Source organism: Mesorhizobium sp. M1088, assembly GCF_040318575.1.
Classification (GTDB): Bacteria; Pseudomonadota; Alphaproteobacteria; order Rhizobiales; family Rhizobiaceae; genus Mesorhizobium.
The window spans coordinates 197064-223636 of the sequence record NZ_JAMYMO010000005.1; the positions used below are offsets into that span (position 1 = coordinate 197064).

General features: G+C 62.6%; 32 protein-coding genes. 14 read left to right on the plus strand and 18 right to left on the minus strand.

The annotated features are described in order from the left end of the window. The first annotated feature begins 72 nt into the window (after positions 1-72). From NKH49_RS09030 to NKH49_RS09050, 5 genes are all read left to right on the plus strand, one after another. Positions 73-660, plus strand: a complete 588-nt coding sequence (locus tag NKH49_RS09030; RefSeq protein ID WP_352450855.1) for a 5-formyltetrahydrofolate cyclo-ligase — start codon at positions 73-75, stop codon at positions 658-660. 81 nt (positions 661-741) lie between these two features. Beyond that, positions 742-1566: a TIGR00282 family metallophosphoesterase gene (locus NKH49_RS09035; RefSeq protein ID WP_023678036.1), complete on the plus strand. Its 825-nt coding sequence runs from the start codon at positions 742-744 to the stop codon at positions 1564-1566. A gap of 70 nt (positions 1567-1636) precedes the next feature. Next, positions 1637-2401, plus strand: coding sequence for a TerC family protein (locus NKH49_RS09040; protein ID WP_352613336.1), 765 nt, complete (start codon positions 1637-1639; stop codon positions 2399-2401). Between the two features lie 53 nt (positions 2402-2454). Next, positions 2455-2742 carry a BrnT family toxin gene (locus NKH49_RS09045; protein WP_352613338.1) on the plus strand — a complete coding sequence of 96 codons (288 nt, stop codon included), beginning with the start codon at positions 2455-2457 and terminating at the stop codon, positions 2740-2742. Then, entirely contained in the window at positions 2723-3010 is a 288-nt protein-coding gene (locus tag NKH49_RS09050) for a BrnA antitoxin family protein (RefSeq protein ID WP_352613340.1), read from the plus strand. Before NKH49_RS09045 ends, NKH49_RS09050 begins: the two co-directional genes overlap by 20 nt. A 42-nt stretch (positions 3011-3052) precedes the next feature. On the opposite strand, the gene NKH49_RS09055 is transcribed toward NKH49_RS09050, so the two are convergent. From NKH49_RS09055 to NKH49_RS09065, 3 genes are read right to left on the minus strand one after another with little or no spacing between them, the layout of a single operon-like run. After that, positions 3053-3520 carry an SRPBCC family protein gene (locus tag NKH49_RS09055; protein ID WP_352613342.1) on the minus strand — a complete coding sequence of 156 codons (468 nt, stop codon included), beginning with the start codon at positions 3518-3520 and terminating at the stop codon, positions 3053-3055. A gap of 30 nt (positions 3521-3550) precedes the next feature. Further along, positions 3551-3913, minus strand: coding sequence for a VOC family protein (locus NKH49_RS09060; RefSeq protein WP_352613344.1), 363 nt, complete (start codon positions 3911-3913; stop codon positions 3551-3553). Positions 3914-3930: 17 nt separating this feature from the next. Then, on the minus strand, positions 3931-4413 hold the full coding sequence (locus NKH49_RS09065) for an SRPBCC domain-containing protein (protein WP_352613345.1): 483 nt from the start codon (positions 4411-4413) through the stop codon (positions 3931-3933). Positions 4414-4464: 51 nt separating this feature from the next. Between NKH49_RS09065 and NKH49_RS09070 the strand changes: the two genes are divergently transcribed. The 3 genes from NKH49_RS09070 to NKH49_RS09080 all read left to right on the plus strand — a co-directional run bounded on the left by NKH49_RS09070 (position 4465) and on the right by NKH49_RS09080 (position 6083). After that, entirely contained in the window at positions 4465-4788 is a 324-nt protein-coding gene (locus NKH49_RS09070) for an ArsR/SmtB family transcription factor (protein WP_023678030.1), read from the plus strand. A 237-nt stretch (positions 4789-5025) separates the two neighbouring features. Further along, positions 5026-5775, plus strand: coding sequence for a YebC/PmpR family DNA-binding transcriptional regulator (locus NKH49_RS09075; RefSeq protein ID WP_352613348.1), 750 nt, complete (start codon positions 5026-5028; stop codon positions 5773-5775). Beyond that, the gene (locus NKH49_RS09080) at positions 5772-6083 is read left to right on the plus strand and encodes an Rdx family protein (RefSeq protein WP_352613350.1); all 312 of its coding nucleotides are present in this window, start codon (positions 5772-5774) and stop codon (positions 6081-6083) included. The genes NKH49_RS09075 and NKH49_RS09080 overlap by 4 nt, the downstream gene beginning before the upstream one ends. Positions 6084-6110: 27 nt before the next feature. Here NKH49_RS09080 and NKH49_RS09085 read toward each other — a convergent pair whose 3' ends face one another. Next, entirely contained in the window at positions 6111-6590 is a 480-nt protein-coding gene (locus NKH49_RS09085) for an anthrone oxygenase family protein (protein WP_352613351.1), read from the minus strand. Positions 6591-6721: 131 nt separating this feature from the next. Between NKH49_RS09085 and NKH49_RS09090 the strand changes: the two genes are divergently transcribed. Next, a complete protein-coding gene (locus NKH49_RS09090) occupies positions 6722-7363 on the plus strand; it encodes a TetR/AcrR family transcriptional regulator (RefSeq protein ID WP_352613353.1) in 642 nt (213 codons plus the stop codon). 67 nt (positions 7364-7430) lie between these two features. On the opposite strand, the gene rpmE is transcribed toward NKH49_RS09090, so the two are convergent. Continuing rightward, a complete protein-coding gene (rpmE, locus tag NKH49_RS09095) occupies positions 7431-7652 on the minus strand; it encodes a 50S ribosomal protein L31 (RefSeq protein WP_006327661.1) in 222 nt (73 codons plus the stop codon). Between the two features lie 204 nt (positions 7653-7856). Here rpmE and NKH49_RS09100 point away from each other — a divergent pair, with 204 nt between their 5' ends. Beyond that, positions 7857-9659, plus strand: coding sequence for an ABC transporter transmembrane domain-containing protein (locus tag NKH49_RS09100; protein ID WP_352814883.1), 1803 nt, complete (start codon positions 7857-7859; stop codon positions 9657-9659). Between the two features lie 118 nt (positions 9660-9777). Here the strand turns inward: NKH49_RS09100 and NKH49_RS09105 are convergent, their stop codons facing one another. Continuing rightward, complete coding sequence (locus NKH49_RS09105) at positions 9778-11805, minus strand: DUF3857 domain-containing protein (RefSeq protein WP_352613356.1); 2028 nt, start codon at positions 11803-11805, stop codon at positions 9778-9780. A 206-nt stretch (positions 11806-12011) separates the two neighbouring features. Further along, entirely contained in the window at positions 12012-13496 is a 1485-nt protein-coding gene (locus tag NKH49_RS09110) for a carboxypeptidase M32 (protein WP_352613358.1), read from the minus strand. A gap of 183 nt (positions 13497-13679) precedes the next feature. Here NKH49_RS09110 and NKH49_RS09115 point away from each other — a divergent pair, with 183 nt between their 5' ends. Further along, positions 13680-13865: a DUF1304 domain-containing protein gene (locus NKH49_RS09115; RefSeq protein ID WP_352613360.1), complete on the plus strand. Its 186-nt coding sequence runs from the start codon at positions 13680-13682 to the stop codon at positions 13863-13865. A 234-nt stretch (positions 13866-14099) separates the two neighbouring features. Here the strand turns inward: NKH49_RS09115 and NKH49_RS09120 are convergent, their stop codons facing one another. The 7 genes from NKH49_RS09120 to NKH49_RS09150 form a co-directional block, all read right to left on the minus strand. Continuing rightward, entirely contained in the window at positions 14100-14498 is a 399-nt protein-coding gene (locus NKH49_RS09120; RefSeq protein WP_352613362.1) for a hypothetical protein, read from the minus strand. Positions 14499-14761: 263 nt separating this feature from the next. Next, positions 14762-15793, minus strand: a complete 1032-nt coding sequence (locus NKH49_RS09125; RefSeq protein ID WP_023678020.1) for a peptidoglycan -binding protein — start codon at positions 15791-15793, stop codon at positions 14762-14764. A 1-nt stretch (position 15794) separates the two neighbouring features. Next, positions 15795-16820: a MotA/TolQ/ExbB proton channel family protein gene (locus NKH49_RS09130; RefSeq protein ID WP_352471212.1), complete on the minus strand. Its 1026-nt coding sequence runs from the start codon at positions 16818-16820 to the stop codon at positions 15795-15797. A 115-nt stretch (positions 16821-16935) separates the two neighbouring features. Then, positions 16936-17643 carry a PAQR family membrane homeostasis protein TrhA gene (trhA, locus tag NKH49_RS09135; protein WP_023678018.1) on the minus strand — a complete coding sequence of 236 codons (708 nt, stop codon included), beginning with the start codon at positions 17641-17643 and terminating at the stop codon, positions 16936-16938. 99 nt (positions 17644-17742) lie between these two features. After that, entirely contained in the window at positions 17743-18543 is an 801-nt protein-coding gene (locus NKH49_RS09140) for an inositol monophosphatase family protein (protein WP_352540313.1), read from the minus strand. 81 nt (positions 18544-18624) lie between these two features. Further along, positions 18625-19191: an elongation factor P gene (gene efp / locus NKH49_RS09145; RefSeq protein ID WP_023678016.1), complete on the minus strand. Its 567-nt coding sequence runs from the start codon at positions 19189-19191 to the stop codon at positions 18625-18627. 138 nt (positions 19192-19329) lie between these two features. Further along, positions 19330-20187, minus strand: coding sequence for a LysR family transcriptional regulator (locus NKH49_RS09150; protein WP_352613364.1), 858 nt, complete (start codon positions 20185-20187; stop codon positions 19330-19332). Positions 20188-20299: 112 nt separating this feature from the next. Here NKH49_RS09150 and NKH49_RS09155 point away from each other — a divergent pair, with 112 nt between their 5' ends. Next, complete coding sequence (locus NKH49_RS09155; RefSeq protein ID WP_352613366.1) at positions 20300-21316, plus strand: zinc-dependent alcohol dehydrogenase family protein; 1017 nt, start codon at positions 20300-20302, stop codon at positions 21314-21316. 42 nt (positions 21317-21358) lie between these two features. Here NKH49_RS09155 and NKH49_RS09160 read toward each other — a convergent pair whose 3' ends face one another. From NKH49_RS09160 to NKH49_RS09170, 3 genes are all read right to left on the minus strand, one after another. Then, the gene (locus tag NKH49_RS09160; RefSeq protein ID WP_023678013.1) at positions 21359-22390 is read right to left on the minus strand and encodes a tetratricopeptide repeat protein; all 1032 of its coding nucleotides are present in this window, start codon (positions 22388-22390) and stop codon (positions 21359-21361) included. Position 22391: 1 nt separating this feature from the next. Further along, positions 22392-23039, minus strand: a complete 648-nt coding sequence (locus tag NKH49_RS09165; protein WP_352613369.1) for a thiamine phosphate synthase — start codon at positions 23037-23039, stop codon at positions 22392-22394. A gap of 176 nt (positions 23040-23215) precedes the next feature. Beyond that, positions 23216-24100, minus strand: coding sequence for a DMT family transporter (locus NKH49_RS09170; protein WP_352450836.1), 885 nt, complete (start codon positions 24098-24100; stop codon positions 23216-23218). A 132-nt stretch (positions 24101-24232) separates the two neighbouring features. On the opposite strand from NKH49_RS09170, the gene NKH49_RS09175 reads away from it, so the two are divergent. Together NKH49_RS09175 and NKH49_RS09180 are read left to right on the plus strand one after the other, a co-directional pair. Continuing rightward, a complete protein-coding gene (locus NKH49_RS09175) occupies positions 24233-24682 on the plus strand; it encodes an Lrp/AsnC family transcriptional regulator (protein ID WP_023678010.1) in 450 nt (149 codons plus the stop codon). 94 nt (positions 24683-24776) lie between these two features. Beyond that, the gene (locus NKH49_RS09180) at positions 24777-25547 is read left to right on the plus strand and encodes a sulfite exporter TauE/SafE family protein (RefSeq protein WP_352450835.1); all 771 of its coding nucleotides are present in this window, start codon (positions 24777-24779) and stop codon (positions 25545-25547) included. Positions 25548-25588: 41 nt separating this feature from the next. Here NKH49_RS09180 and NKH49_RS09185 read toward each other — a convergent pair whose 3' ends face one another. Next, the gene (locus NKH49_RS09185) at positions 25589-26140 is read right to left on the minus strand and encodes a DUF2269 family protein (protein ID WP_352613372.1); all 552 of its coding nucleotides are present in this window, start codon (positions 26138-26140) and stop codon (positions 25589-25591) included. Between the last annotated feature and the right edge of the window lie 433 nt (positions 26141-26573).

The window sequence follows — 26573 nt, forward strand, 5'->3', positions numbered from 1 at the left end:
AGCTCGCCCCGCTCCTCCAAAACGTCGCTCGTAAAACTCCATCCAAATCTGACCTTTTCTAACGTCCGGCGCATGACATCCCCAAAAGACCTGAAAAAAACTCTCCGCAACCAAGCCCTCGGGCGCCGCGACGCGCTCGATCCTTTCTGGCGGGTGGAGGCAGCACTCGAAATGGCCGAGACGGCGCGCGACCGGATCACGGTCGAGCCGGCCCAGATCGTCTCAGGCTTCTGGCCGATGCGCTCGGAAGTCGACGTCCGGCCGCTGATGTTTGCCTTGCGCGAAAAGGGGGCAAGGCTCTGCCTGCCGGCCATCCTCAACAAGACCACCATCGTTTTTCGCGAACTGGTGCGCGGCGCGCCGATGATCGACATGGGCTTCGGCACCGTCGGGCCGCATGAGGAAGCCGAGGTGCTCGATCCCCAAATGATGCTGGTGCCGCTTGCCGCCTTCGATGCGCGCGGCCACCGCATCGGTTACGGCGCCGGCTATTATGACCGGGCGATCGCGCGGCTGGCCGACAAGGGGCAGCAGCCGCGGCTGATCGGCATTGCCTTCGACTGCCAGGAGGTGGCCCTGGTGCCGGACGAGCCGCATGACGTGATCATTCCGGAAATACTCACCGAGAGCGGGTTGCGCCGGTTCGCGCCGAAATTGTAGATAAGTTCCTGGACGCATGGTCTTTTCCGAAAGTCATGCAGCTTTTTGCTTCGCTGACCTTCGGTTCGGGATCACGCTTATATGAGACTTCTCTTCCTCGGCGACATGGTCGGCAAGACAGGACGTACGGCGGTGTGGGAACAACTGCCCGGCCTGATCTCGGATTTCAAGCTCGACTTCGTCATCGTCAATGGCGAGAACGCCGCCGGCGGCTTCGGCATCACCGAGGAAATTTTTCGCGAGACGATCTCGGCCGGCGCCGATGTCGTCACCACCGGCAACCATGTCTGGGACCAGCGCGATGCGCTGATTTTCGCGCCGCGCGAAGAGCGCTTCCTGCGTCCGTCCAATTTCCCCAAGGGTACGCCGGGGCGCGGCTCAGGCGTCTACATCGCCAGGAACGGCGCGCGCGTGCTGGTCGCCAACATCATGGGCCGGGTGTTCATGCATCCCGAGCTCGACGATCCGTTCCAGGCCGGCGAGCGCGAACTTGCCGCTTGTCCACTTGGTGAGCAGGCCGATGCAATCGTCATCGATTTCCATGCCGAGGCGACCTCGGAAAAAATGTGTTTCGCCCACTTCGTCGACGGCCGTGCCAGCCTTGTTGTCGGCACCCATACGCATCAGCCGACCGGCGATCACCAGATCCTCAATGGCGGCACCGGTTATATTTCCGATGCCGGCATGTGCGGCGATTACGATTCCTCGCTCGGCATGGACAAGGAGGAGCCGCTCAACCGGTTCTTGTCCAAGGTGCCGAAAGGCCGCTTCGAGGCGTCGACCGGACCGGCGACATTGTGCGGCGTCGGCGTCGACATTTCCGACCGTAGCGGCCTGACCGAACGGATCGCGCCGTTTCGCCGCGGCCCGCGGCTGGAGGAAACGGCGCCATCCTTCTGGTCGTGACATTGATATGGACGCTTGCAATACCCAATTGCCGGCGAAACTGCTCTAGATCGTAGAGGGGACGACCTCCATGCAGCTAGTCGAATTCCTGGCGCCGCATTTCGCCTTTGTCTCCGACCCGACGGCATGGATCGCGCTGCTGACGCTGATCGTGCTGGAGGTCGTGCTCGGCATCGACAATCTGATCTTCATCTCGATCCTGACCAACAAATTGCCGGTGGCGCAGCGGGCCCGCGCCCGGCGGCTCGGCATATCCGCCGCGCTGGTGATGCGGCTGATCCTGCTGGCCACCATCTCGATCATCGTCCAACTGACGACGCCGATATTCACCGCCTTCGACCACGGCTTTTCATGGCGCGACCTGATCCTGATCGCCGGCGGCCTGTTTCTCGTCTGGAAGGCGACCAAGGAGATCCACCACACGGTTGATCTCGATGATCACCAGGACACCATGATGGGCGAGACGCTGCAGCTTTCGCTGGCCGGCGCGATTTTCCAGATATTGCTGCTCGACCTCGTTTTCTCGATCGACTCGATCATCACCGCCGTCGGCATGACCGACGAAATCGCGATCATGTACATCGCGGTGATCGTGGCGGTGAGCGTGATGATGCTGGCGGCCGGGCCGCTGGCCGATTTCATCGCCAGGAACCCCAGCATCGTCATGCTGGCGCTCGGCTTCCTGCTGATGATCGGCATGACGCTGATCGCCGATGGCATGGGTTACCACGTGCCGAAAGGCTACATCTACGCCGCCATGGGTTTTTCGGCCTTGGTCGAAGGGCTCAACATGCTGGCGCGGCGCCGGAAGAAGGCAAAGGGCGGCGGGCACTGACTTGACTCTTACAGAATTGTGCGTACAATTTTGTAAATCACGGTGCCGCCATATTGCGATTTGAATGGGATCCCGAGAAGGCCAAGCGCAACCGTGCCAAGCATGGTGTTGCGTTCGATCTCGCCAAAGATGTCTTCAAGGATCCGCTTCATCTGATTGTGCCTGACCGGTTTGAAGATGACGAGCAAAGTTGGCATGCGATCGGGATGATCCAAGGGCTGGTGGTACTGCTCGTTGTTCGCACTTATCCCGATCTCGAAGATGAAGAACGAATTCGGATTGTCGGTACCCGGAAAGCAACGCCGCATGAAAGGAGGCGCTATGAGCAGGAAGGAACTTAGCCAAGATCAGCGCAACCAGCTCGCCAATTTGCCAGATTTGCCTGACAGCGAAATTGACACGTCCGACATTCCGGAAACTTCGGCCGAGAATTGGGTTCATGCTCGCCGAGGGCACCTCTACCGGCCACTAAAGCAGCCGGTGACCATTCGGCTTGACGCTGATGTGCTGTCCTGGTTCAAGGAGCATGTCGAAGGCGGTGGCTATCAAACGGAGATCAACCGCGTGCTCCGCCGTCATGTGCTAGAGCAGGAAAAGCGGCGTTCCTGAGCATTCGCGGTCTGTTGCCAGCCGATCTTGGCTCGCCGTTACTTAATTTGCTGGAACGTCCTTCGGGTGGCGGTCGCCGATCAGGCCGAGCATCACGCCTTGCTCCAGCCACGCCTTGGCGCCGGCGAGCACCAGCGCAAAACCGCCGGTCGAGCCGATCGCCTGCTTGACCTGCTCGTCAGGGCTGCCGGCAAAGCCGAAATTGCGGACCTCGACAAAGGTCGTGTTGCCCGGCATCTCCTCGAAAGTCCAGACCACCGTAGTCGGCGGATCGCTCCATTGCATGACGATCTTCTTGTTATCGGCGATCTCACTGACATTGACCGTCGTCGAGACGCCATACATGCGCCATTCCCAGCGAACTTTGTTGCCGCTGTCCAGCCTGTCGCTGCCATGGGTGAACCAGAATTTCGTCGTGATCGCCGGATCGACGAAGGCTTCGAATACGTCGGCGACCGGCCGCCTTATCAGCATGCCGGCTTCGGCGGTCGGTGTTTCGCGGATTTCCATTTCATCCTCCTTTCCACGGCGCCGCCCTGTTCACCAGGCATCGGGTTCGCGCACCAGGTGAATGATGTTGGTCGGGTTGGTGATCCAGCCGCCGCGAAAGCCTTCACCCAGTGCCTCGATGGCATCGCAGCGCACGACACCGGCCTCGGCGAGATGCTCCGCAGCGGCCGGAAAGTCATCGGTGAACAGTTCCAGCCAGATCTCGGCCTGGCTCATCATCGGCGCCTCGTCGATCCACAGCCGATTGGGACCGAGTTCGAAGCCGACGGCCGGCGGCTTGGCGGTGAATGGCTTCAGGCCGATGACGTCGCGATAGAAGGCGACCGTTGCCTGGTATTGATGCGGCGGGACCTTCATCGCGATGTTGATGCCGCCGGTGATCTTCGCGGTCATTCTTACTCCATTTGCTCTCAGATGTTGTTCTGGTTGGCCGGCTCGCCCTTCATCTCGCTGCGGTAATAGCCGTCGCGCAGATTGATGCCGTATTCGACATAGGCCTTCATGCAGGCCAGCATCTGCGACCAGCCCTCGCAATTGAGGTAGGATTTCTTCAGGCCGACCGCGTCCTCGTGCCAGCCGGTTTCGGCGATGGTGACGAAGGTGCCGCCATCGTCGAGCGGCTCGAAATTCATCTCGATGCGAGTCTTGTAGGCTGGCTTGCCGTCGGCGTCGGTGGCATCCCAGCGCAGCACGATGCGGCTGTCTTTCTTCACCTCGTCGACCTCGACGGGAACCTTGCCCCACCAGATGACGGTGGCGCCCGCCACCAGCAGTGCGCTGGCGCCGCCGATCGTGGTGAAGTAGCCGCTAAGTTTCTTCGGATTGACGACCGCATCGAAGACTTCGGCGACGGGTTTGCCGATGCGGCCAGAAACCCTGAATCCAAGAGACATATCCACAGCTCCTTCCTTGAATGGGTCAATGATATGTTATAGAAATATAACATGTCAAGCCAATCGCGGGACGACAATGTTTTCAAGGCGCTGGCGCATCCGCGCCGGCGTGCGTTGCTCGACCGGCTGAAGGATGCGCCGCAGACCACCGGCATGTTGTGCGATGCCTTCCCCGACATGGACCGCTGCACGGTCATGCTGCACCTGAAGGTGCTGGAGGAGGCCGACCTGGTCGTGGCGCGGCGCGAGGGGCGCGAACGCTGGAACCATCTCAACGCGCTGCCGATCAAGCACATCCACGACCGCTGGATCAGTCAATATGCCACGCACGCGATCAGCATCCTCGACCGGCTGAAATCCGATCTTGAGGGATGAAAGGTTTGCCGAAGCCTGCCGATTTTCGGATCTTGAAACCCTTGCGTGCCGGCAGCAATGGCGCGGCTGGACGAATTGAGCCGATTTATCTATAAGCCGGCCATTCCGACAGCGAACGCCGTCCGTCCGTCAGGGACGCAGCAGGACGTTCTGAAATTTTGAATTCGAGCATTTTGCAAGATGCCGGGTGGTTCACCAGGCGGCAGATGCTCTAGCCGAGAAGATGACAGGGGTGCCATGGCTGGCCATTCACAGTTCAAGAACATCATGCACCGCAAGGGCCGCCAGGATGCGGTGCGGTCGAAAATGTTTTCCAAGCTGGCGCGCGAAATCACCGTCGCCGCCAAGAGCGGCACGCCCGATCCATCGATGAACCCGCGCCTGCGCCTTGCGGTGCAGAACGCTAAGGCGGTGTCGATGCCGAAGGACAATATCCAGCGCGCCATCAACAAGGCGTCGATGGGCGATGCCGAGACCTACGAAGCCGTGCGCTACGAGGGTTACGGGCCAGGCGGCGTCGCGCTGATCGTCGAGGCGCTGACCGACAACCGCAACCGCTCGGCGTCGAATGTGCGCGCTGCCTTCACCAAGGCGGGCGGGGCGATGGGCGAGACCGGCTCGGTATCGTTCATGTGGGACCGCGTCGGCGAGATCTACTATCCGGCATCGGGCGGCAGCGCCGAGAAGGTGATGGACGCGGCGATCGAGGCCGGCGCCGACGACGTCCAGTCGGACGAGGACGGCCACACGATCTACTGCGCTTTCGAGAATCTCGGCGAAGTGTCAAAGGCGCTGGAAGGCGCGCTTGGCGAGGCTGAATCGGTGAAGCCGATCTGGAAGCCGCAGACCAATATCGCGGTCGACGAGGAGCGGGCACAATCGCTGATGAAGCTGGTTGCGACGCTTGAGGACGACGACGACGTGCAGAGCGTCTACGCCAATTTCGAGGTCGACGAGGAGACCTTGGCAAAGCTCAGCGCGGCATGATCCAACACGCGCTGCCCACCGTCCGCATCACCTATTGCACCCAGTGCCAGTGGCTGCTCAGGGCCGGCTGGATGGCGCAGGAGCTGCTGTCCACCTTCGGTACCGATCTCGGCGAGGTGACGCTGGTGCCTGGTACCGGCGGCATCTTCACCATTTCCTGCAATGACACGCTGGTCTGGGACCGCCAGCGTGACGGCGGTTTTCCCGACGCCGCAAAGCTCAAGCAACTGGTTCGCGACGTCATCGATCCGGATCGCGATCTGGGCCATGCCGACCGCAAGGGCCATAAGTCAAAAGACCCTGCCTGACGGCCTTTTAGGACTTCCGTCCTGCATTCACCGCCATGCGAAGATGAAGCAGCCCAGCGCCACGATGGCGGTGATGGTGCGGACATGGTTCCACATCACCCAGTCCCTGAGATAGGTGGCCCATACCGCGGCGCCGTTGGCGCTTGCCGGATCGACCGCGGCCAGGGCGTTGTTAAGCGGCACGTTGAACATCATCGTCACGATCGGGTTGCCGACGAGGTAGATCAGGGCGCCGGCGAGGAGCCAGAACGAACCCGGTTGGCTCCAGCCGATAAGAGCGCCGGCGGCAAGGACAAGACAGACCAGCCCGGTGCCGAAAAGCGCGGTCATGAATGCCGGCGTAATCACGGTGATGTTGATCGAATTCATGGCGGCGATGCCGCCTCCGGCAGGCAAGCGGGCGAGCGCCGGCATGATAAAGTTGGAGAAGGCGAAGAAAACGCCGCCGGCAACGCCTGAGCCAATGGCAGCGACGAAGGTGAGGGTGGGAAGCAGTTTCATGATCATGTCAGTTCCTCCGGCTTCAGATTCGAGCAGTTCGATTAGTGTGTCATCTAAAAATATGAATGATCCTCACATTTGCAAAACGTGATAAACCCTCGTATTTTCTCAGTCAAGCCATTTTTCTGGAGACAGTCATGGAAGGCACCGCTGCACCGGGTTCCCGCAACGAGCAGATCGCATCGCCGCGCCGGGCACCGAGCCAGCAGCGCAGCCGCGAGCGGGTCGAGCGCATGCTGGCCGCCGCCTCGGCGTTGATCGCCGAGCAAGGCAGCGACGCCATGCGCATGGGCGAGGTGGCCGAGAGGGCCGGCGTGTCGATCGGCTCGCTCTACCAGTTCTTCCCCGACAAGAGGGCGCTCATCTGGGCGCTGGCCGAACGCTACACCGCCGAAAGCCAGGCCTGCATTGCGGCAGCGCTAGCCGAGGTCAATGACGCCGAAGGCCTGCGCCGGGCATTTTCGGAACTGGTGGATATCTACTACGGAATGTTCCTGGCGGAGCCGGTGATGCGCGACATCTGGTCGGGCACGCAGGCCGACAAGGCGTTGCGCGAACTCGAGCTTGCCGATAGCCGGGCCAACGCCGAATTCCTTACAGCCGTGCTGAAACGGCTGCGGCCATCCGCCGATCCGGAAGCGCTCGAAACGACGGCGTTTCTAATCTGGCAGATGGGCGAGGCCGCAATGCGGCTGGCGATCTCGGTCGGGCGGCAAGAAGGCGACCGGCTGGTTGCCGCCTACAAGCGGATGGCGCTGCGGGAGTTGCTCGATCGGTAGGCCCGCGCCTAGGCAACAAAAAACCCGCCACGAGGGGCGGGTTTTCGATGTACGAAAGGTCGTTGGCTTAGAGGCCGAAACCTTCGAAGCGCTTCTTGAACTTCGACAGGCGGCCACCGCGGTCGAGCAGGGTCTGCTGGCCGCCGGTCCAGGCCGGGTGGGTGGTCGGGTCGATATCGAGATTCATCGTATCGCCTTCCTTGCCCCAGGTCGAACGGGTCATGTATTCGGTGCCGTCGGTCATGACGACCTTGATGGTGTGATAGTCGGGATGGATGTCGGTCTTCATGGGTCTGTTCCTGGCTTGCCGGGTGCTGCCGACGGGCTGAAGCCTGCGTCGATGCGCCCCTTTTTAAAACTCGAAGCCGCAGCTATTGAGGAGCCACGGCTTCTAAAACGGTCGGCGAGCCTATACATCAGCCGGAATTGAATCACAAGGCCGTGGCAAGCGCATATTGATGGCGCAAACCTCAAAGGGCCAAAGGAAACGGTCATGGCGAACATCAGCGGCGATGCAGACGAGCGCAGGCGCTCGCTGAAGCCGCTGCAGCGCCTGTTTCCCTACATCACCCATTACCGCAAAATGGTCATCGGCGCGATCGTCTCACTGGCCGTCGCGGCGGCGACGACGCTGGCGCTGCCGCTGGCCGTGCGGCGGATGATAGATCACGGCTTTTCCGCTTCCGATTCCAGCTTCATTGCCGAATATTTCGCCATGCTGGTGGTGATGGCCGCCGTGCTGGCGGCGGCATCGGCCAGCCGCTACTATTTCGTCATCACGCTCGGCGAGCGCGTCGTTGCCGATATCCGCCGCGATGTCTTTGCCCACGTCACCACGCTGTCGCCCTCGTTCTTCGATACAGCCCAGTCGGGCGAGATCGTCTCGCGGCTCGCCGCCGACACGACACAGGTCAAATCGGCCGTCGGTGCTACCGCCTCGGTGGCTTTGCGCAACGTCATCCTCGGCCTTGGCGCCGTGGCGATGATGGTCTTCACCAGCCCAAAACTGTCCGGCCTGGTCATCGCGGCCATTCCGCTAATCGTGCTGCCGCTGGTCGCCTTCGGCCGCTCGGTGCGGCGCAAGTCACGACTGGCGCAGGATACGCTTGCCAATGCCACCGCCTATGCCAGCGAGCAGATCGGCGCGGTGCGCACCCTGCAGGCCTTCACCAACGAGAAGCTTGTAACCAGATATTTTTCGTCCGCCGTGGAAGCAGCGTTCGAAGCGGCGCGGGCCTCGATCTTTGCCCGCTCCTTTCTCACCTTCTTCGCCATCTTCATGATCTTTTCGTCAGTCGTGGCGGTGCTGTGGTTCGGTTCGCGCGACGTGCTCGACGGCACGCTGTCGCCGGGCACGCTCGGTCAATTCCTGCTCTATTCGGTGTTCGCCGCCGGCGCGCTCGGCGCCCTGTCGGAGGTCTGGGGCGAACTTTCCCAGGCAGCGGGCGCTGCCGAACGGCTGACCGAGATCCTGGCCGAGAAACCCGCGATCCAGGCGCCCGCCGATCCGAAGCCGCTGCCGGCAAAGGCGAGAGGCGCGATCAGCTTCGACGATGTCTCCTTCTCCTATCCGGCCCGGCCCGACCGCGCCGCCGTCCATGGCCTGAGCTTTCAGGTCAAACCCGGCGAGACGGTCGCGATCGTCGGACCCTCGGGCGCCGGCAAGAGCACCGTGTTTTCGCTGCTTCTGCGCTTCTACGATCCGGAGTCCGGCGGGATCATCATCGACGGGGTCGATCTGCGCGAGGCCGATCCGGCGGCGATCCGCGCGCGCATCGCCATCGTGCCGCAGGACGTCACCATCTTTGCCGCAAGCGCGCGCGACAATATCGGCTTTGGCCGGCCTGGCGCCAGCCAGGCCGAGATCGAGGCGGCGGCGAAGGACGCGCTTGCCGACGAGTTCATCCTGAAACTCGAAAAGGGCTATGACAGCCAGGTCGGCGAGCGCGGCGTGACGCTGTCGGGCGGCCAGCGCCAGCGCGTGGCGATCGCCCGCGCCATTTTGCGCGATGCGCCCATCCTGCTGCTCGACGAGGCGACCTCGGCGCTAGATGCCGAAAGCGAGACGCTGGTGCAGACGGCGCTGGACCGGCTGATGAAGGGCCGCACCACGATCGTCATCGCCCATCGGCTGGCAACCGTGCTGAAGGCCGATCGCATCCTGGTCATGGATGGCGGCCGCATCGTCGAGGAAGGCACGCATCAGAGCCTGGTCGCCAAGGGCGGCATCTATGCGCGGCTGGCCAAGCTGCAGTTCGACACCGGGGCGAGTGCTTTCAGGGGCGCGGCCGAGTAGCATCGCTCCATCCCGATGAAATCGGGATAAGGCTCCATCTTCTTGTTTGACCATGATCTTTTCCGAAAACCGGCATCCACTTTTCGGGATCATGGTGCCCCGCGGCGGCCGAGATTCTTCAGTTACCGAAAGCTCGGCGTTTGCCGCGTCGATAGGCGATGAACAGGGGAACGCCGACAAGCAACGACAACAAAAGCATGCTGGCGACGGTCTGTCGCTGCTCCTTTGCCGGATCGCTGAGCTGCACATCGGCAGGCGGCTCTTCATAGGTAAAATCGTACTGCCAGCGAACCTGGTCTGCGAGGTCATCGACGGTTTTCAGATAATCGGCAATCGCCTTGGCCGGTACTTCAGTCGCCAGCGTCTGAAAGTTCCATTCAACTTGAAATTCGGTGGGCGTGTTGGACCAGGATGCCTTGAGAGACAGATAGGGCGTCACGACGTTTTTCATCGACTCGCCGGAAAACCTCGCCTTGAGGTTGCGCACGGTCACCTTGTGGCGGCGGTAGAACTGGGGGCCGAGGGAGACGGGCCCGGTTCGGTCGACAATTGTCGGGGTTGGAAGAGAGTTGTTGCCGAGATCGGCCGCGCGGATCGGGAAATTCTTTGCCAGATCGTTGGCCGTCAGCGCCTCCGCCGGCAAGCGATAACTTTCCTTCACGCTCACTATGTTGCCGTCGCGGCGATCCACGATTTCCGGCTTGGCGATGGTTTGGATGCCCGGATATTGCTTGTTGTAGTATTTCAGGTAGGCGTCCGACACCTCGCTCAGCGACCGGCTGGCGAAATTGCCGCGCATCCAATCGGCATCGGCGTCCTCGTATGTCGAGAAGACCGTCAGCACGAGGGGATCGCCCGGTTTCCGCGGAAAGTCGAATTCCTCGGCGATCTGGATCGCTGGGCTGGCAGGCACAGGGCTCGGCATCTTCTCCAACCCGCCGGTGCTGGAAAGCGGCAGCGCGAAGCCGTAGTCGGGCTGTGCGAGATTGTGCGCCCTGCCGCCCTGAAGATAGTTCGTGGCGTCCAGCCAATATGTCTTTGCTCCGATCCTTGCCTTGACGATGGCATGGTCGAAATCGCGGAGCGCCGGCAGATGCTGGTCCAGGGCCCGTCCCTCGTCGAGATCGGCCAAGGCGACGTCGGCAGCAATGCCAAGCCGCACAAGCGACGAAACCAGCAGCAGGGCCTTGTCCTTGCAGTCACCGAACCCGCTCAGGATGACCGTCGCGGGATCACGCGGAACGTAGGAACCGGCACCCATCGACAGGCTTACATAGCGGATCTGGTCCTGCACCAACCGCATTGCCTCGACCATCCGGTCTTCGGGCACCGGATGCCGCAGAGCGATGTCGTCGAGCTTTGCGGCAAAAGCCGGGGGAAAAACGGTCGCTGGCTTGTAATAGGGCGCAACGGCATCGACCACACTTTGCCAATTCGCGGTAGACGCGACATCGATGGCGCCCCAGCCTGGATAGGTCACGGGCAGGTTGTCCTCGACATTGACCGGTTTCGGGTTTGGAATCTCCCATAGATAGGTGGTGTCCGGTCCAGTCGGGGAGATTGAGGGCTTGAGTCGGGTTCCCCGTGTCTTGATCTGGAGCGGCTGGTCCGAAGGCCAAATGATGCTTGTGCGGATAAGCGCTACCGGCTCTTCCCATTCGGTGGAGAAATTCTTGAAGAAAAGGTCCTTGCCGACCAGCGGCGTTATCTCATAGGTCGACCCGTAGTCGACGATGTCGCCGGTGCGCACATCATCGATGTTGACATGTGCTGTCAGCCAGCCGTCGAAGACACCCTTCTCGGCGTCTCTTTCCCTGCGGAAGATGTCGAATTCGACACCTTCCAGCCGGTCCAAAACGGCGCCATCGCGGATGATGTGAAGATGGTTGAGCGTGACCTTGTGCCGGGACGGATCGAACTGCAGATCGATACTCGCGCCACGATCCAGGCCGGGACGGTCGACGATTTTATAGACGGTGCGCGAGTACTCGACATAGCCGCCGGCGCGATGCGTGATCTGGTCGTCCGAGAGCAGCCATGAAACGCCATTCTTGATTTGATCCGATCGGGTGGGATCGGCAGCCGGAATATCAAGCTGCTTTACCCAGCTTTCTGCCGGCCCCTTGAGAACCATGTCGTCGGCCATGGCCGGAGAACTCAGGCCGATCAATAAGATGAAAAATACCAAGCGGGGCCAGAAAGACTTCATCCTATGAAAACTGTAACAGACAGACATCTACGCTCGCCCAACTTGGAAGAACTCCTTTTTCAGAGGCTTTCCCACCAAAGTAAAGGCCAGTTTCGCGGATTTCTGCAGTCACCGCGGCAAGAACCTGGAATACACGAAGCGGCTCAGTTCCCGTACCGCTTCTTCAGGTGATCGGTGAAATGCACGGCATTGAGCTTTTCGCCGGTAGCGCGTTCGAGCAGTTCTGGCGTCGACCAGCGCGAGCCTTGCGACCAGATCCTTTTGCGGCGCCAGTCGTTGATCGCGGCGAAATCTCCCTTGGCGAGGTCTTCGTCGGCTGAAGGATGATCCCTGGTCAGCGCCGCCCATTGCTGCGCCGCCATCATGGCGCCCAGCGTGTAGGAGGGGAAATAGCCGAAGGCGGCACCCGGCCAGTGGACGTCCTGCATCGGACCATCAGCCGGATTGTCTGATGTCGACAGGCCGAGATAATCGCGCATCTTGGCATCCCAGGCTTCGGGCAGGTCGGCTGCTTCCAGCCGTCCCGAGACAAGCTCCTGCTCCAGCTCGTAACGCAGGATGACGTGCAGCGGATAGGTGACCTCGTCGGCATCGACGCGGATCAGGCCGCGCTCGACCCGGTGCACATGCGGCAGGATGTCGTCGATCCTCCAGCGCTCGCCGAGGTGTCTTTCGACCACCGGCAGCGCCCAGCGCCAGAATTCTGGATTGCGGCCGATCTGCTTTTCGACGAACAGGCTCTGGCTTTCATGCACCGCCATACCGCGCGCTCTGCCGAGCGGCCAGTGCGCCCACGCCTTCGGCAGATTCTGCTCGTACAGCGCATGGCCGGTCTCGTGCAGCACGCCCATCAGCGCCGACAGGAAATCCGAGGTCTTGTAGCGGGTGGTGATGCGCACGTCGCTCGGCACGCCGCCGCAGAAGGGATGGTGCGAAACCGACAGCGAGCCGTGGGTGAGGTCGAAGCCGACTGCCGCCATCATGGCGAGGCCGAGTTCGCGCTGCTTGTCCAAGGGGTAGCTGCCGGAAAGCGGCTTCAGCGGATGTTTCGCCAGCCGCTCTTCCTGCACGGCCAGTGCCTCCGGCACGAAGCCTTTCAGGAAGGTCTTCAACTCGACAAACACAGGCGTGATGTCGGCGGCGCGATTGCCCGGATCATATTGCTCCATCAGCGCGTCGTAAGGCTCGAGCCCGAGCACCTCGGCGCGAAGGGCCGCCTCCTCGCGGACCAGCGCCACGACGCCTTCCAGCGCCGGCAGGAAGCCGGCCCAGTCGTTCTTGGCGCGCAGGTCGCGCCACAGCTGCTCGGAGCGCATGCGCGCGGTCGTCTGGCGCTCGACGAACTCGACCGGCAGGCAGGTCAGGTTGGTATATTGCCGGCGGAATTCCCTGACCGCGGCCTGCTGCTCTTCGTTCAGCGCCTCCTGCTCGGCCGCCGCGATCCAGTCGGCAATCTCCGGCGCAGTCGCCCGGGCATGGTGCATGCCGGCAAGCACCGACATTGCCTCTGCGCGCTTCTCGCCGCCGCCGACCGCCATATGGGTCGCCTCGTCGGCGCCGAGGATGGCGAGGGCGTGTTCCAGTGCTTCTAGCTTGTGGCCGAGGTCGTCGAGTTTTTGAAAGGACATTGTGGGTTCCGCTGATTTGACGGCGGGAAAAGATACCAATGCAAAACTGTTGGCAACCCCTGAAGACCGTCCGCGACCGATGCATTGACTGCCGGCCGCGACGGCCGAAAAGCAACTAGCGGAAGCGGTGGCGTGCGTGATCAATGTCATCCGCGGCGGCAGACCGCGATGGGGAGACGAAACATGATCGCCAATGTGCTGGTCGGGCTGGTGACCGTGATCCACCTCTGCATCGTCTATTTGGAGATGGTGCTGTGGGACACGCCGCGCGGCCATATCGTATTCAGGCTGACGCCGGAATTCGCCAGTGCCTCGAAAGTGCTGGCGGCCAATCAGGGCTTTACAACGGGTTTCTCGCAGCCGGCCTGATCTGGGGGCTTTACCTCGGCGAAGCCGGTTTTCAGTAGTCTTCTTCTTGCTCTGCGTCGCCGTCGCCGGCCTTACGGCGGCAACGGCGGGCGCAAAATCCTGTTCATCGAGACAGTGCCGGCAGTACTGGCGCTGATTGCGCTGGCGTTGGACTAGCGCATGATCCCTGAACCGAAAGCTGGAAAAGGATCATGCGCAAATCAATTGCCACAGCGCCCGGCATTGCGGCCGATTTCAGCCGCCTGGATAAGTTGGGCCATAGCCGTTGGGATAGTATCCGCCATCGGCGCCGTTGCCGATGAGGAAGGCACTGCCGGTGTCAGCGCGCAGCTTTTGGCTGACATCGTCGAGCTGCGCCATCAACTGCTGATATTGCGTGCTCGGCATCGTTCCACGGCGAGCGGCCCTCTGGGCGGCCCGATCGAGTTGAGCGACCTGCGTGCGCAAGTCACGTGCCTCGCCCGGCTCGAGCTTGTTCGCCCGGATGGCGCCCTGGATACCCGTCTCCACACTCTGGATCTGATTGATCAAGGCCGTCTCACGCGGGCCGGCGTAAGCGCCAGCAAACGGAACGGCGAGGAGAAGTGTGGCGAGCGTAGCAGTCCTGAGATTCCTGGGAGCGAAGAAGCGCATGGTTGCGTCTCCTTTACTGGGGAAGGCGGTGGTTGGGAGGGTCCTGCCTTCCGGCCGTGGGCCGTCAGGTTCCGTCGCGTCGCGATGAGCGGTTCCACCGCCGGCGGTTCTCGGCCCATGACCAAGGCTAAAGGCCACGGCGGCAAAGTGTAATTAAAAAATGGTAATTTTTTCAGCTCTTGCCGCTGCCGCACCAGTGCCCTAAATGCCGCCGACTTGAGCCGGCCCGACCTGGCGCATGATACAAGCCAAAGGCTTGCAGATCACCGCTCGGTCAGCTTCAACTCGATGCGGCGGTTCTTGTTGCGCGCCTCTTCGGTATCGGCGGGGTCGAGCGGCTGGAATTCGCCGAAGCCGGCCGCGACCAGCCGGTTGGCCGGCACGCCGTTCTCGATCAGGAACTTGACCACCGATGTCGAGCGCGCCGTCGACAATTCCCAATTGTCGCGGTAGCGGCCGGTGCCGGAGAGCGGCTTGTTGTCGGTGTGGCCATCGACGCGCAGCACCCAGTTGATCTCCGGCGGGATTTCCTTTTGCAATTCGATGATGGCATCGGCAAGCTTCTTCATCTCGACCTTGCCGGCATCGTTGATCACCTCGGAGCCGGTCGGGAAAAGCACTTCCGACTGGAAGACGAAGCGGTCGCCGACGATGCGGATGTTCTCGCGGTCGGCAAGAATTTCACGTAAGCGGCCGAAGAAATCGGAGCGGTAGCGGTTCAGCTCCTGCACGCGTTGCGCCAGTGCGACGTTGAGGCGGCGGCCGAGATCGGCGATCTTGGTGTTGGATTCGCGGTCGCGCGTTTCGGACACGTCGAGCGCTTGTTCGAGCGCTGCGATCTGCCTGCGCAGCGCCGAAATCTGCTGGTTGAGGATCTCGACCTGGCTCAACGCCTGCTGGCTGATCTGGCGCTGGCTGTCGAGCTCGCCGGAAAGTGCCGTCGCGCGCTGGTTGGCGGCATCGCCGGCACCGGCGCCTTGCGCCAGCAATTGCTCGAGCCGGCTCTTTTCCGCCTCCGATGCGGACAGCGATGCCTGCAAATTGGCAAGGGTGTCCTCCTTGTCCTGCGTCGTCGAGCGCTCCAGCGCCAGAAGCTGGGTCAACTCGTTGATCTGCGAATTGAGGCGGTTGAGCACCGTGTCCTTGCCGGAGATCTCGCGGCCGAGCAGGAACTGCGCCAGCACGAAAACAGTCAGCAGGAACATGATCGCCAACAGCAGCGTCGACAGCGCATCGACGAAGCCCGGCCAGTAATCGATGCGGCGGTCGGAGCGCCGGCCTCGTGCCAACGCCACGTCAATGCACTCCAGGCTTCTTCAAGGCGTCGGCGATCTTCTCCAGGGTGTTGCGCATCGCCTTCTGCTCGTCCGACTGGGCCTCGACCCAGTCGCGCATGATCTGCTGTTCCGAGCGCATGTTCTTGACCAGGCCGGAAATGCCGTCGGCGAGATTGGCCATGGCGGTGGCGACGCGCGGATTGGAGCCGCCGCCATTCTCCTGCAGAGTGCGCAGCTTTTCCGACAACAGCCGGATTTCCTCGGAGGGTTCGGTCTTGGCCGTGTCGGCAACGACGATGTCGGAGGACAGGTCGGTGACCGAGGACAGCCAGTTTTCGAGTTCGGTATAGAAGCGCGTCTGGGCGCGGCCGGCCTGCAGGTCGAGGAAGCCGAGCACCAGCGAGCCGGAGAGGCCGAACAGCGAGGACGAGAAGGCGGTGCCCATGCCGGCCAACGGAGCGGAAAGCCCCTGCTTCAGGGATTCGAGCACGGCCGCGGCATCGCCGGTGCCGGGATCGAGCGACTCGATGGTTTCGCGGATCGAGCCGATCGTGTTGAGCAGGCCCCAGAAGGTGCCGAGCAGGCCGAGGAACACCAGCAGTCCGACAAGGTAGCGCGACGTGTCGCGGCTTTCGTCGAGCCGGGTGGCGATCGAATCCAGCATGGTGCGCATCGAACTGGTCGAGAAGGCAATCGTCGAGGAGCGGCCGATCATCGCCTTCATCGGCGCCAGCAGCACCGGTTCGGTGGTTTCGGAACCGGCGCGGAACGAGTTGACCCAGCGCACCTCGCGGAACAGCCGGCCGACCTGGACGAAGGCCAGCAGGATGCCGACCGCCAGCACGCCGATGATCAGGCCGTTGAGGCCGGGATTGGTGACGAAGGCGGTCGAGATCTGGCGGGTCAGGATGGCGGCTATGAAGGCCACGATGAACAGGAAGATCACCATGGTCAGCAGAAACACCTGCGGGCTCGACAATTTGTGCGGGTCGTAGATCAGAACGTCGGAGCGCCTGCCCATGCCGAAGGATCTGAGAAGAGTCATCCGTGCCCCGTTTCCGATGCCGTCGCCGCCGATCAATTTGTGTTTGCGACTCTAAACGGAATTGTGACGAAATTGAATGGCGCTTGGCAATATTGCCACTGTCCGCGACCGGAGGTCAAAGCCGGTTGATGACCAGGCAGTCGACCATGGCGGCCAGATGCAGGCCGGCGCCGGTGACGACAAAGCCATGCCACAGCGCATTGTGGAAGCGCAGGCCCTTCCAGGCGAAGAAGATCACGCCACAGGAGTAGACGATGCCGCCGGCAACGATGAGCGCGATCGATGTCGCCGGCAGCGTCCGCACGAGCGGCTCCACCAGAACGATACCGCTCCAGCCGATGGCTAGGTAGAAGACGATCGCCAGCCGGTCGAAACGGCCGGGAAGAAAGACCTTGATGGCGATGCCGACCGCCGCGGCGGTCCAGACCAGGACGATCATGGAAACGGCCAGCGGCGAGCCGCCGAGCTGGGCCAGGAAAGGCGTGTAGGTGGCAGCGATCAGCAGATAGATCGCGGCATGATCGAAGCGCCGCAATATCCATTTCGCCGGCGACGAGACCGGCCAGACATTATAGGCCAGCGAAACCGACAGCACGGTGAGCAGCGAGACTACATAGAAGGCGGCGGCGACGTATTCGCCGGGGCCGGTTCGATAGGCGGCCAGTGCCAGCAGCGTCGAGCCGGCAGCGATCGCTAGCACGATGCCCACGGCGTGGACAATGCCGTCGGCGATGATCTCGGCGCGCGAGTAATGCCAGCGCCCCATGAAGGGAATGTCGAGCTGGGAGAGTTCGCTCTGGGGTTGGGGCCGGCTGTTCGTCATCGATGATCCTGCGCCACCTTATCTGGGCGGCCGCGGGACAGTATTTCAAGCTTTGGTTGCGGTTTTGCGACTGCGGCGGTTCAGCGCGGCGTGCCTCTATCAGCCGACTGAGAGTGGCTTTTTGATAGTCTTCAACAGCGCGCGCTGGATGAGTTCGTTGCCGGCGACCAGTGAACCGGCGTTCAGCACATCCTGTCCCCCGGCGAAATCGGAGACGAAACCGCCCGCCTCGCGGATCAGCAAAATGCCGGCGGCGACATCCCAGGCCGACAGGCCGGTTTCCCAGAACCCGTCCATGCGGCCGGCGGCGACGTAGGCAAGATCGAGCGAGGCGGAGCCGAGACGGCGGACGCCAGAGACCTCGGCCATGACATTGCGCAACTCGATGAGGAAATTGCCGTGCTGGCCACGCCCGAGATGCGGCATGCCGCAGCCGATCACCGCATCGACCAGCTTGGTGCGGCCGGCGACGCGCAGCCGGCGGTCGTTCATGAAAGCGCCGCCGCCGCGCTCGGCGGTATAGAGCTCATCCATCGCCGGATTGTAGACGACGCCGGCGACGATCTGGCCCTGGCGCTCCAGCGCGATCGAAACGGCAAAGAGCGGAATGCCGTGCAGGAAATTGGTGGTGCCGTCGAGCGGGTCGACGATCCAGCGGTGCTGGCCGTCGTCGCCCTCGATCACGCCGCGTTCCTCCATCAGGAAGGCGTAGCCGGGCCGCGCCTTGGAGAGTTCGGCAAAGACGATGTCTTCGGCCTTGCGGTCGGCCTGGCTGACATAGTCGCCCGGCCCCTTCATCGAGACCTGCAGGTTCTGCACTTCGCCGAAGTCACGCGACAGCGAGCGGCCGGCCTTCATTGCGGCCTGGACCATGACATTGAGGATCGCGGAACGCGCCATTGCTGTTCTTCCTGTCGCTGCGCCTATTTGCCTTGACGCATGATCTTATCCAAAAAGTCTGCAACTCTTTGGGATCACGCCTTAGTCGGCGCGGCGCACGTAAGTGATTTCGTTGGTATCGACGATGATGCGCTCGCCCGAGCCGATGAACGGCGGCACCAGCACGCGGATGCCGTTTTCGAGTATCGCCGGCTTGTAGGACGAGGCTGCCGTCTGGCCCCTCACCACCGGGTCGGCCTCGGTGATGGTCAGCGTCACCTGGTCGGGCAGCGAAATGCCGATCGGCCTTTCGTCATAGAGCTGGACCGTCACCATCATGCCGTCCTGCAGGAAGGCGGCGCGATCGCCGACGAACTCCTTTTGCAATTCGAGCTGCTCGTAGCTTTCGGTGTCCATGAACACCAGCGCGTCGCCCTGCTCGTAGAGGAAGGAAAAATCCTTCAGATCGAGCCGGATCTGCTCGACCGTCTCGGCCGAACGGAAGCGCTCGTTGAGCTTGGTGCCGTTGATCAGGTTCTTGAGTTCGACCTGGTTGTAGGCGCCGCCCTTGCCGGGCTTGACGGTGTTGGTCCTGACCGCCACCCAAAGGCCGCCATCATGCTCGATGACGTTGCCGGGACGGATTTCGTTGCCATTGATCTTGGCCATGGTGAGGTGATCCGGAAATGAGATGATCGCCGCAAAGGGCAATTTGGCGCCTCCAAGACCACAAATCGCCAGCAGAGGCAAGGAGCGCCTTCCGATGAAGCGGGAACGAAGCTGGCCCGGCAGCGCGGCGTGGCGGCCTCAGTCCGCCCTGACAGTCGCGGTGACGGCCTCGGTCACTGCGTCGGCGACCTCTCTCAAAAGATGCAGATGCGGCGAACGCAAGACGACAATTCGCAGCGACAGCTCGAGGCCGGGAGCGTCGACCAGGGCAATGCCCTCCGGCAGCTTTTCCCGCAGCAGCCGCCTGGGCAACAGGCCAAGGCCTTGGCCTCGACGAACCCAGTCGATCTGCAGCGCGCTGTCCTGAATCTCGGCGCCGACCATCAACCTGTGGCCGTCCTCGGCCAGGGCAGCCGCCAGCCGCCGGCGCGCGTCGCAGGGTTCAGGGCTGAGGACCCAGGGCATGGTCTTGACGTCGGCTTGCCGACTGGTGTTTTCGGCTGCGATGATGCCGAGGGGCTCGGTTCCGACAACGCCGTCTCCAGTTTTGGAATTGCTGCCGTCCAGGATGAAGGCGAGGTCGAGCTGTCCGCGCTTGTGCTGGTCGGCCAGCTCAAGACTCCAGCCGCTCTTCAGACGCAGCGAAACCTTCGGAAACCGCGCCACGGCATCAGCAATGGCGGCGGCCACGGCTTTGTCGCAAAGTCCATGCGCGAGGCCGAGCCGCAGCAGGCCCTCCGGCTCGTTGCCCTTGGCGAATGATCTCAGCGCGTCGACGGCGGCGAGAATGTCCTTGCCGCGTGCCAGCACCTCTACGCCGGCCGGGGTCAGTCGCGACGGCTTTAGCCGGCGGTCGAGCAATTCCGTGCCGAGCACCTCCTCCAGCCGCTGGATCTGGCGGGTGACGGCCGGCTGCGTCAACGGCAGGCGTCGAGCCACCTTCTGAATCGAACCCTCCTCGGCAAAGAGGGCCAGTGTTTTCAGTTCTTCAAGCACGACACACCCGAACATGTCACAGAAGCATAATTATGCTGAACATTATGAATTTGAAATCCGGTGGATGGCAAGCGATTTTCCTCTGGCAGGACCCAGCCGGAAAGGAACGACGATGAAGGCGATCGAATTGCAGAGCCCGGGCGGCCTCGAGAACCTCAGAATGATCGAGCGGCCGATGCCTGAGCCAGGGCGCCAGGAGATGATTGTGAAGGTCAAGGCGACGGCGCTGAACTACCGCGATGCCGAGATCGTCCGCGGCAGCTATCACACGAAGTTTGCCTTGCCGCTGGTGCCGCTGTCGGACGGCGTCGGCGAAGTCGTTGCCATCGGCGCCGAGGTCAGCCGGTTCAAGATCGGCGACCGGGTCTGCGCCACGTTCTGGCAGCGCTGGGTCGGCGGCAGTTTCGCCATGGCCGAGCCCTCCTATCAACGCGGCGGCCCGATCGACGGGCTGCTCAGCGAATTTGCCCGGCTCGACGAACAGGCGGCGGTGCTGGCGCCGGCCAATCTGAGCGACCTCGAGGCGGCGACGCTGCCATGCGCCGGCGTGACGGCATGGCATGCGCTGTTTACGGAGGGCAGCGTCAAACCCGGCGACACCGTGCTTTGCCTCGGCACCGGCGGCGTTTCGCTGTTTGCGGTGCAGTTCGCCGCCGCTGCCGGGGCGCGCGTCATCGTGACGTCGAGCAGCGACGAGAAGCTTGCGCGGGCAAAGCAACTTGGCGCGCAGGACGGCGTGAACTATCGCAGCGTCCCCGATTGGGCATCGGCCGTGCTGGGATTGACGGATGGCCGCGGCGCCGACCATATCATCGAGGTTGGCGGACCGCAGAGTTTTGCACAATCGCTGAGGGCAGCGGCGCGCGGCGCCCAGATCAACGTCATCGGCTATCTCGGCGGCAGTGACGGCGCCATCAACCCGCTCGACATCTTCCGCCGGCAGGTCAGGGCGCGAGGCATACCGGTGGGCTCACGCGAATCCTTTGAAGAGATGAACCGCGCTATCGCCGTCAACCGTTTGAAACCGGTGATCGACCGGGTCGTGCCATGGAGCCGGGCCGCCGAAGCCTTTCGGTACCTTGAACACGGCTCTCCCTTCGGCAAGGTCGTGCTCGATCATACCCAATGAGTCCGCCTGATGAGCCTGGTGCAATGAGTCGCGAGACCGCGGTCAGGGCAGGCGGTTGGCCCGTTGTAGCGCCTGCTGCGTCTGCTCGTCGGTCAGGCCCTGCAGGAAATCGTCCATCTCTTGGTCGATGAGCCCGGCGCGGCGGGCGACAACATACCAGGCACCGGCGAGGATCAGATCCGGGTCGGTGCCGATGCCGTTCATGTAGAGCTTGGCGAGACGGTTCTGGGCGGCGACATTGCCGCCCTCGGCGGCCTGCTTCATCCAGTTGAAGCCGGATTTCAGGTCGCGGGCGCCGCCGCGCCCCTCGATCATCCAGGTTGCGAGATCGATCTGTGCCGTGTCGTAGTTCTGCCGCGCGGCCTGTGCCAGCAGGCCGCGGGCGCGGACATCGTCGCGCGGCTTGCCGCCGGCGCCATTGGCGTAGACCTGTGCCATCGCATATTGTGCGTCGGCAAGCCCGGTCGCGGCAGCGCGCTCGTAATAGGATACGGCTTTGGCAATACCGGCATCGCCGGGCTCCTGTTCGACCATCAGCTGCGCAAAATTGAACTGCGCCAGGCGGTTGCCGGCCTCGGCTGCGGCCTGCATCAGCGCATAGGCCTCCTTCTCGTCCTTTTTGACGTAGCGGCCGTCGAGCAGCATCAGCGCATACTGGAATTGCGATTCCGGGACGCCCTGCTCGGCGGCAAGCGCATACCACTTCGCCGCCCCTGCCGCGTCGACCGGCACGCCGAGGCCGCGCGACAATATCTCGGCCACCAGCGTCTGTGCCGCCGGATCGCCGTTTTGAGCGCGCGAAAGCGCAAGGTTGTAGGCCGTTTTGTAGAGCCCGCGCTGAAAGGCGCCGTAGGCAGCATCGGACGGCTTTGCGCCGAAGCGGTCGGGGTTGATGGTGTCGGCCGACGGCAACGGGGCGGTGGTGGCGGGCTGCGGCAATTGTGCGGCGATCGGCTTGTCGGCAGGTTCGCTGGAATCCGGCCTGGGCTGCGGCAGAGGAACGGGTTCCGCCGCTATCGCCTGCGTCACGGCCGTTGCGAGAAAGGCGCTGAAAAGGATTTTCCGCGAGAGCACGTCAGTCCTCGAAGCGCGGCGCGGTTTCGTCGAGCAGCGCGTTGGCGGCGGCAACCGCCATCTTCGGATCGACGCCGTCGGCAAAAACGGCGCTGGACAGCGCCACGAATTCAGCGCCGGTGGCGGCGACCGCTTCCACCGAGGCAAGATCCGATCCGGCCATGACGATGCAGGGGATCTGGATGACGTCCGCCCACCATTGCCCGAGCGACAGGTTGCGCGGGTGCGGCTCAGGCTTGTTGTCGTAGCCGAAACGGCCGAAGAAAATGTAATCAGGCCTGACCTCGCCGAGTTCCAGCGCATCGTCGCGGGTCTTGGCGCCGCCGGTGCCGACCATCATCCTGGCCTGGAAGTGTTGGATCGTTTCGGCGAGCTCGTCCTTGCCGACCTCGACATGAATGCCGTCGGCCTGGACGCGGCCGGCGATGCGGGTGTCGCCGGCAATGATGACGGCAATGCCGGCCGCTTGCGCCACCGGCACGATCTGCTCGGCAAAGGCTTGGAAAGAGGCCTCGTCCATACCGTTTTCCGGCAGGATAAGCGAGGCGACGTCACCGCCCTCGAAGGCCGCGGCGATGCGCTCGGCCGGCACGTTCGGCGGCGCGATCAGCACGATACGGCAGCGGTTGGGCGGCGTTGCGTCATTCATTGGTGTTCGGTCCCGGTTATCGCCTATGCCGGGCGAAGATGGTTGCATTGCGGCATAGAGCAAAGTGCGGGGATTGAACAGGCGGCAGGGGGATCACGATTGCCGTCAACGATTTTATGGGGCTCGGCGCATGGCTGCCGTTGGCCGAAATTCTCCCCGCCGGTCGCTTGCGGCCCCTACGCAGGCACCTTCGATTTCCACAGCGACCAGCCGAGATTCATGCCGGCGGCGGCGACCAGGATGGCGGCGGCGCCGACGATCTGCGCCGGATGCAGCCGGTGGCCGAAGGCGACGACGTCGACGAGGATGGCGACGACTGGGTAGATGAAGGACAGCGATCCCTGCAGATGCGTCGGCAGCTTCTGGATGGCGCCGTACATGAGGATGTACATCAGACCGGTATGGACGATGCCGAGTGTCGCCAGCATGACCCAGCTCCGCGCATCGACGGGAAGGTGGGTGAGATTGGCGAAGGGTGCCAGCATGAGAACGCCGACGCAGACCTGGATCAGGGCGATCAGGTGCGGCGGCGTGCCTTTGAGCTTCTTGGTGACGATAGCCGCAACGGCCCAGAAGAAAGCCGCGGCCAGCGCCATCGCAATGCCGGTAAAGTAATCCGTACCATGATCGCCTGCATCGGGCGCGGCCTGCACGATCAGCAGCATGCCGGCGAAGGCGATGCCGAGCCAGGTCAGCTTGGTCATCGTCAGCCGTTCGGAGAAGAAGAGCGCGCCAAAACCCACCAGCATGAAGGGCTGCGTGTTGTAAACGGCCGTGGCGATCGAGATCGACGCGCGGGAAAACGCGCTGAACAGCAACAGCCAGTTGATAACGATGGCAGCACCGCCGAGCGCCGCGATCGTGACGATGCGAAGCGACAGCCTGCCGCGCAGCAGCCCAAGCGCCGCGCAGATGATCAGTAGCGTTACCGCACCGAAAGCACAGCGCCAGAACACCACGTCCATGATGGGCTGGCCGGAAAGGACGACGAACCAGCCGATCGTGCCGAGGATCGCCATCGCCGCCGTCATTTCGATCGTGCCGCGTACCGTGCTGTCCATGGGTGCTCCTGAAACTCGTTGAGATTTTATAATCCCACAGCGGATCGGGTCTTTCCAGGACTTCTAGCTGGTGATATGCAGGGCAAACCTAATTAAATTAGGTAAGAATCGGCTTTTTCTTGGAATTGTAAAATGCTGGACGAGCTCGATAGAAAGCTCCTCGATATCCTGGTCAAGGATTCACGGACCTCGCTGAAGGAACTGGCGCTGCAGGTCGGGTTGTCGTCACCAAGCGTTTCGGAGCGGCTTCGGCGGCTAGAGGATCGCGGCGTCATCCGCGCGTTCACCATCGACATCGATCCGCAGGCGCTCGGCTACGCCTTGCAGGCGATCGTTCGCATCCGGCCATTGCCGGGCAAGCTGCACATCGTCCAGAAGCTGATCGAGGAAATCCCGGAATTCGGCGAATGCGACAAGGTGACGGGCGATGACTGCTTCGTTGCCCGGCTGTTCGTCCGCTCGATCGGCGAGCTCGACGGGATTCTCGACCGCATCGCCGACAAGGCCGAAACCAGCACCGCCATCATCAAGGCGCAGCCGATCCGGAGACGCCCGCCGCCGCTCGACATGCCAAACATGTGACGGATTTCGGTCGCGTGGCCCACATATTTGCGGTCGCGGTCTGGCCATTTCTGGTTTATTCCAGAGATCACTTTCCCTCCAGCGTCCCTTCCCCATGTCAGGCCTGCTCGTCGATCCCTGGTTCTATGCCGCGGCCATTCCGGCCGTCATCCTCGTCGGCCTGTCGAAAGGCGGCTTCGGCGGCGCCGTCGGCTTTGTCGGCGTGCCGTTGATGGCGCTGACCATGCCGCCGGTTCAGGCTGCCGCAATTCTTCTGCCAATTCTGTGCCTGATGGACATTGTCTCGGTGTGGACGTGGTGGGGCATCTTCGACCGCAAGATGCTGGCCGACATGATGCCGGGCGCCGTGATCGGCATTGCCCTTGGCTGGCTGACGGCGGCACTTGTAACCGAAGAGATGGTGCGGCTGATCGTCGGCGCGGTTGCCCTGATCTTCGTGCTGCGCTGGCTCTATTTGCAGCTCCGCCACGGTGCCGGCCACGCGGCGGAGCCCAACCGCGTCGCCGCGGGCTTCTGGGGAACCGTTGCCGGGTTCACCAGCTTCGTCGCCCATGTCGGCGGCCCGCCTTTTCAGGTCTATGCGCTGCCGATCAGGCTCGATCCGAAGGTGCTGTCGGGCACCGCGGCGATCTTTTTCGCCGTCACCAATGCGCTGAAGCTCATCCCCTATTTCGCGCTCGGCCAGTTCGACACCACCAATTTGACCGCATCGGCGGTGCTGATGCCGCTGGCGCCGCTGTCGACCATCGCCGGCGCCTGGCTGGTGCGGCGGATGCGGCCGGAGCTGTTCTATCCCTTCACCTATGCGACCGTAGCGGTCGTCGCGGTCAAGCTTCTGTGGGACGGCATCGCCGGCCTCCTGTAAGACGGCGGCCCCATTCGGCCGCCGCCGGATATCCTTACACCTCAGGCGGCACTCGGCAGCAACTGCCGCGTCCTGCCAAGCGCCAGGGCAATGCCGGTTGCCAGTATGAGCGCCATGCAGCCCAGAATGGTGATGTCGTGCAGCGTCGGCTTCAGCACCATGTCCGCGATGATCACCAGCATCACCGAATAGTCGAAGCGCGCGGCGCTGAGGACGCGCTGGCCCTGGGCAAGCACCGCCGGCGTCACACCCTCCTTGGCGATCATGCCTGCCATGCGGTCGGCAGTCGGCTTGAAGATGAACATGCCGATGCAGAAGGTCGTCGCATAACCGGCAAGGCCGATCAGCACCCACAGATCGGAAAAGCCGACCCAGAAGCCGCACATGATGAGGCCGAAAAGCAATGTCAGCATCGACATCGGCGCGAAGAACCGGTTGCCGAGCTCGCCGGTGGCGCGCATCGCCTGCAGCATGCCTTCGACGTTCCCGGCGCGGTCGGCGCGTACCGCGAGCAGCATCAGCGTGAAGCCGCCGCCGACCCAGAGGATCGCCGAGACGATATGCAGAAATTTAACGGCCGAGTACCAGTCCATTATTCGCTCCTTGAGAGATTTGATGATTTGCCGGAGCGCAAGGTTTGCTCCGCCTCGTTGCGAGGAGCGGGCGTTTACCGCGGCGCCTGTTTCGGAACGATGTCGCGCGGCGAGCGGATCTGTTTCGATATGTCGGTCACGATCTGGAGGAAACATGGCGCAAGCGCGTCGCCCCGACTTTCCAGCCGGTAGTGGGAACGGGTGCCGTGGCCAGTCAGCTGTGCTGTTACGGCACAGATGCTGGGCGCTTGATCGAAAAATATGCCCTGCGTTAAGGCTTCGTTAAGCTTTACAGGCGTTTACTATGTCCATCCAGTGATCTGGATTCTTACCGAGTGGTTGGAGCCACTTTGTTTGACGCCTCCCTGTTAAACTCCTGAGAGCCGCCTTATCCGCGGCTCTTTTTTTGTCCGCCGGCATGGGCGTCCTTCCG

Excerpts from the sequence above, each read along its gene's own strand:
- NKH49_RS09030 (WP_352450855.1), top strand. The coding sequence starts at position 73 with ATGACATCCCCAAAAGACCTGAAAAAAACTCTCCGCAACCAAGCCCTC.
- NKH49_RS09035 (WP_023678036.1), top strand. The coding sequence starts at position 742 with ATGAGACTTCTCTTCCTCGGCGACATGGTCGGCAAGACAGGACGTACG.
- NKH49_RS09040 (WP_352613336.1), top strand. The coding sequence starts at position 1,637 with ATGCAGCTAGTCGAATTCCTGGCGCCGCATTTCGCCTTTGTCTCCGAC.
- NKH49_RS09050 (WP_352613340.1), top strand. The coding sequence starts at position 2,723 with ATGAGCAGGAAGGAACTTAGCCAAGATCAGCGCAACCAGCTCGCCAAT.
- NKH49_RS09055 (WP_352613342.1), bottom strand. The coding sequence starts at position 3,520 with ATGGAAATCCGCGAAACACCGACCGCCGAAGCCGGCATGCTGATAAGG.
- NKH49_RS09060 (WP_352613344.1), bottom strand. The coding sequence starts at position 3,913 with ATGACCGCGAAGATCACCGGCGGCATCAACATCGCGATGAAGGTCCCG.
- NKH49_RS09065 (WP_352613345.1), bottom strand. The coding sequence starts at position 4,413 with ATGTCTCTTGGATTCAGGGTTTCTGGCCGCATCGGCAAACCCGTCGCC.
- NKH49_RS09070 (WP_023678030.1), top strand. The coding sequence starts at position 4,465 with ATGTCAAGCCAATCGCGGGACGACAATGTTTTCAAGGCGCTGGCGCAT.
- NKH49_RS09075 (WP_352613348.1), top strand. The coding sequence starts at position 5,026 with ATGGCTGGCCATTCACAGTTCAAGAACATCATGCACCGCAAGGGCCGC.
- NKH49_RS09080 (WP_352613350.1), top strand. The coding sequence starts at position 5,772 with ATGATCCAACACGCGCTGCCCACCGTCCGCATCACCTATTGCACCCAG.
- NKH49_RS09085 (WP_352613351.1), bottom strand. The coding sequence starts at position 6,590 with ATGATCATGAAACTGCTTCCCACCCTCACCTTCGTCGCTGCCATTGGC.
- NKH49_RS09090 (WP_352613353.1), top strand. The coding sequence starts at position 6,722 with ATGGAAGGCACCGCTGCACCGGGTTCCCGCAACGAGCAGATCGCATCG.
- rpmE (WP_006327661.1), bottom strand. The coding sequence starts at position 7,652 with ATGAAGACCGACATCCATCCCGACTATCACACCATCAAGGTCGTCATG.
- NKH49_RS09100 (WP_352814883.1), top strand. The coding sequence starts at position 7,857 with ATGGCGAACATCAGCGGCGATGCAGACGAGCGCAGGCGCTCGCTGAAG.
- NKH49_RS09105 (WP_352613356.1), bottom strand. The coding sequence starts at position 11,805 with ATGGCCGACGACATGGTTCTCAAGGGGCCGGCAGAAAGCTGGGTAAAG.
- NKH49_RS09110 (WP_352613358.1), bottom strand. The coding sequence starts at position 13,496 with ATGTCCTTTCAAAAACTCGACGACCTCGGCCACAAGCTAGAAGCACTG.
- NKH49_RS09115 (WP_352613360.1), top strand. The coding sequence starts at position 13,680 with ATGATCGCCAATGTGCTGGTCGGGCTGGTGACCGTGATCCACCTCTGC.
- NKH49_RS09120 (WP_352613362.1), bottom strand. The coding sequence starts at position 14,498 with ATGCGCTTCTTCGCTCCCAGGAATCTCAGGACTGCTACGCTCGCCACA.
- NKH49_RS09130 (WP_352471212.1), bottom strand. The coding sequence starts at position 16,820 with ATGACTCTTCTCAGATCCTTCGGCATGGGCAGGCGCTCCGACGTTCTG.
- trhA (WP_023678018.1), bottom strand. The coding sequence starts at position 17,643 with ATGACGAACAGCCGGCCCCAACCCCAGAGCGAACTCTCCCAGCTCGAC.
- NKH49_RS09140 (WP_352540313.1), bottom strand. The coding sequence starts at position 18,543 with ATGGCGCGTTCCGCGATCCTCAATGTCATGGTCCAGGCCGCAATGAAG.
- efp (WP_023678016.1), bottom strand. The coding sequence starts at position 19,191 with ATGGCCAAGATCAATGGCAACGAAATCCGTCCCGGCAACGTCATCGAG.
- NKH49_RS09155 (WP_352613366.1), top strand. The coding sequence starts at position 20,300 with ATGAAGGCGATCGAATTGCAGAGCCCGGGCGGCCTCGAGAACCTCAGA.
- NKH49_RS09165 (WP_352613369.1), bottom strand. The coding sequence starts at position 23,039 with ATGAATGACGCAACGCCGCCCAACCGCTGCCGTATCGTGCTGATCGCG.
- NKH49_RS09170 (WP_352450836.1), bottom strand. The coding sequence starts at position 24,100 with ATGGACAGCACGGTACGCGGCACGATCGAAATGACGGCGGCGATGGCG.
- NKH49_RS09175 (WP_023678010.1), top strand. The coding sequence starts at position 24,233 with ATGCTGGACGAGCTCGATAGAAAGCTCCTCGATATCCTGGTCAAGGAT.
- NKH49_RS09180 (WP_352450835.1), top strand. The coding sequence starts at position 24,777 with ATGTCAGGCCTGCTCGTCGATCCCTGGTTCTATGCCGCGGCCATTCCG.
- NKH49_RS09185 (WP_352613372.1), bottom strand. The coding sequence starts at position 26,140 with ATGGACTGGTACTCGGCCGTTAAATTTCTGCATATCGTCTCGGCGATC.